Origin of the sequence: Streptomyces sp. NPDC008125, assembly GCF_042957125.1 — a bacterium.
Lineage (GTDB): Bacteria > Actinomycetota > Actinomycetes > Streptomycetales > Streptomycetaceae > Streptomyces.
The window spans coordinates 1-2,851 of record NZ_JBIBHR010000055.1; the positions used below are offsets into that span (position 1 = coordinate 1).

Genomic DNA, 2,851 nt, shown 5'->3' on the forward strand with positions numbered 1-2,851 from the left:
GTCACCCGCAGCCGCCTCGGACGCCTCACCCGCCAAGGCTTCCTCACCCAACCCCGACGAGGCCGCTACCAGAAGCGGACTTAACGCCCTCTTAGAGCCCCCGAAGCCGGGGCTGCTGTCGGTGTTCCTGCCGGAGGAGATCGTCAAGTACAAGTCCGGCCTGGGCGGGACCCGCCGGACAATCTGCGCGGGTGGGCGTTCGACAAGGCATGGCTGGACGAGTACGCGGTCTGGAACCGGATCGTGGCGCAGGCGGTCTACGACATGATCTGGTTCTGGCTGCACGAGGCGGACGCCCCGCAGGTCGTGATCTCCACAACGCCGAAGCCGCTCTGGCACGTCAAGCGGTTCGTCGAGCGGGGCCGTGCGCAGGAAAAGAAGCAGCGGGCAGGCGGCGCGCCACCTCGGATGGTGCTGACCCGCGGGCACATGTCGGGAGAACGACGCGAACCTGAGCATGGCCGCCCGTGAGGAGCTGGAGGAGGAGTACGCCGACACCCGCCTGGGGCGGCAGGAGCTGTCCGGGGAGCTACTTGAAGACGTGGAGGGTGCGCCGTGGAAGGGCTGGATGCTGGAGGTCGAGGGCTTCCGACCCCGGCCTGAGCACCTGTCCGCTCTCCAGAGGGTCAAGGGTCGTGGTGGCCGTGGACCCGGCGACCAAGAGCCACGAGACGCCGACGCAGGCGATGAAGCGGGCCGCGCAGCTCTACCACGAGCACCGTGCGGACTGCGTGGTCATCGAGGCGAACCACAGTGGCGACTACCTGCCCGCGCTCCCGGAGCAGATTGACTCGACGGTGAGCTGGCGGATCGTTCATACGACGAGGGGGAAGCGGGCGCGGGCAGCCCCGGCCGCCCAGCTGTACGAGCAGATCCGGGTGTCGCACGTCGGGCCGGCGCGGGTGTTCGCGGAGTTGGAGGAGCAGATGACGACGTTGGTCGGCCAGGGGGAGACGGAGGACTTGCCGGACCTCTTGGACACGGCGGTGTGGGACCTGTTCCTTGACCCGACGATGCTTATGCCCGTGGTGGCGATGACCAGCGGCCGGAGGTAGCTGAAGGGCGATGTCAGTGGGCTGTGGCAACCTCACGTCCTAACTGCTGGCAGGGCGAGCGTGCAGGGAGTGGTGGGTCGTGGAGGAAGCACTGGGGCTGCCGTCATGGTTGGTGAGCGGTCGAACGTCCGGTACTTCGGAGACCAATGGTGTTCTGGACGCACGGAGGATGGAGCCCCGTCGTGGGGGCGCGCTCGGGCGGTACGGAGTCGGGGCAAAGAGCGTGAGGGGCCTGATCACGGGGACAGGGGCAGGGAAGAGGGAAAGCGCCCTGGCTGCGGCGATGGAGATCGTCAGCCAGGGGAAGAGGGTGACGGTCGTGGTCAAGGACCGCCGGGAGCTTGCGGAGTTCGAGGCGGCAGCGGAGGCCGCATGGTCCGGGCTGGACGTGGTGCCGAGCGGTGAACCTGCACGGAGCGAGTTCCGTCTGGTTCCCGAGCCGTACGCGCCGACGAGGTTGCGTGCTCGCCCAGCTCCAGTGGCCGAATACCAGGCGTTGTGCGCGAAGGCGGGGAGCTGGGAGGTGTCCGGGCGGGATCAGGAGCGGAGGGTTGTGAGAGGAGACCGACGTGTTCGGAATCCGGCTGCACGAAGCGCGGTGCTGATCCGTAGTGGTGGGCGGTGCGAGAACCCAGAATGTCTCCTCCCGGACCTTCCGTACCGAACGAGTGCCGGAGAGCCGCTGCTGGAGGTCGACCACATCGACGAACATGCTGGCGGCGGCCGGGACCACCCGTCAGCGATGATCGCCCTATGCCCGAACTGTCATAGCAACAAGACGTACGGCGCGGAGCGCAGTGTGCTTACCGAGCGGCTGCGAGAGACGGCGGCTGAAAGGCACGCTGCCTGGGCAACACGTGTGCTGTAGCCGGGGTCCGTCAGGCTGTGGGCTGGGGGGTTCCTGGCGAGGGGGCGGGCAGGATGGCGTCATCAGGCAGGTCCTCATCGAGGGCGGCCACGGCCCGCTCGAACTGCTCGAAGCTGCCGACGATGGTGATGACGCGCCAACGGCGTGTGAAGAAGATGTTCTGGATGGGGCCTGCGAGAGCGGCCAGCCGCTCCGCCTTCGTTTCGACGGCACGCTCGGAGAGCATGAGAGCTCGCGAATGGGTGACGAACCGGCCCACGAGATCCCGTCCGCGCTCGGTGGCGTAGCTCAGTCCGAAGGTTTTCCATGTTGTCGACCATGTAGCGCGTGGCGTCGTCTAGTTGGTCGACCCAGCGTTCGCGCTCGGCGCTCAGTTTCTCCACGAGGGCCGGACGCCGCTCTGCGAGGGCCTCCGGGATTGACATTTCGCGGAGACGGGCGGAGGCCGAGAGGATGACTAGCACGCGGCGGCTGAACTCGTCCCGGGCCTCGTGTGTGAGTCGTACCCGCTTGTTGCGGGCCTCCAGACGGGGGTGACGACCAGGCCGACGAAGAGGGCCGCCGCGCCGGAGAGCAAGATGCTGCTGATTCCCGGGTGCATGAAGTGATTCTGTAGGATATGGCGGCCGACTGCCGATGGTTCGCCGGACTACAGGCTGATCCTCGGCGTGGGGCCGACGTCCGGAGGAGACCGTGGCCTGCGTCAACTTGTGATCGATGCGTGGTCGTGGCTGAACTACAAGCCGGTGATAGCGGACGCTGGCCGTCCACACCGGGCAACACTCCTGCCCGAGGGCGACTTCGGCGACCGGGCCTGGGACGTGGCCGTCGCACTGATCCAGTGCGGCGCCGTCATCCTGCGGTGTCGCGTCGAGCAGGCCGTCCGCTACACACCGCGCCTGTGGCGGCTGACCGAGATCTGGGAGGA

At 67.5% G+C, this 2,851-nt stretch carries 4 protein-coding genes and 1 pseudogene; 4 read left to right on the forward strand and 1 reads right to left on the reverse strand.

Features of this window, described 5'->3' with window-relative positions:
- Positions 1–183: 183 nt before the first annotated feature.
- The 3 genes from ACFZAX_RS35350 (at position 184) to ACFZAX_RS35360 (ending at position 1,923) form a co-directional block, all read left to right on the forward strand.
- On the forward strand, positions 184–471 hold the full coding sequence (locus tag ACFZAX_RS35350) for a hypothetical protein (protein ID WP_390967080.1): 288 nt from the start codon (positions 184–186) through the stop codon (positions 469–471).
- A gap of 164 nt (positions 472–635) precedes the next feature.
- Entirely contained in the window at positions 636–1,055 is a 420-nt protein-coding gene (locus tag ACFZAX_RS35355) for a hypothetical protein (protein ID WP_390967074.1), read from the forward strand.
- A gap of 79 nt (positions 1,056–1,134) precedes the next feature.
- Positions 1,135–1,923 (forward strand): HNH endonuclease, encoded by a 789-nt coding sequence (locus ACFZAX_RS35360; RefSeq protein WP_390967076.1) that lies wholly within the window; start codon positions 1,135–1,137, stop codon positions 1,921–1,923.
- Between the two features lie 10 nt (positions 1,924–1,933).
- Here ACFZAX_RS35360 and ACFZAX_RS35365 read toward each other — a convergent pair whose 3' ends face one another.
- Positions 1,934–2,182, reverse strand: a complete 249-nt coding sequence (locus tag ACFZAX_RS35365; protein WP_390967078.1) for a hypothetical protein — start codon at positions 2,180–2,182, stop codon at positions 1,934–1,936.
- Positions 2,183–2,633: 451 nt separating this feature from the next.
- Between ACFZAX_RS35365 and ACFZAX_RS35370 the strand changes: the two are divergent.
- Positions 2,634–2,851: pseudogene (locus ACFZAX_RS35370) on the forward strand (hypothetical protein); the annotation flags it as partial.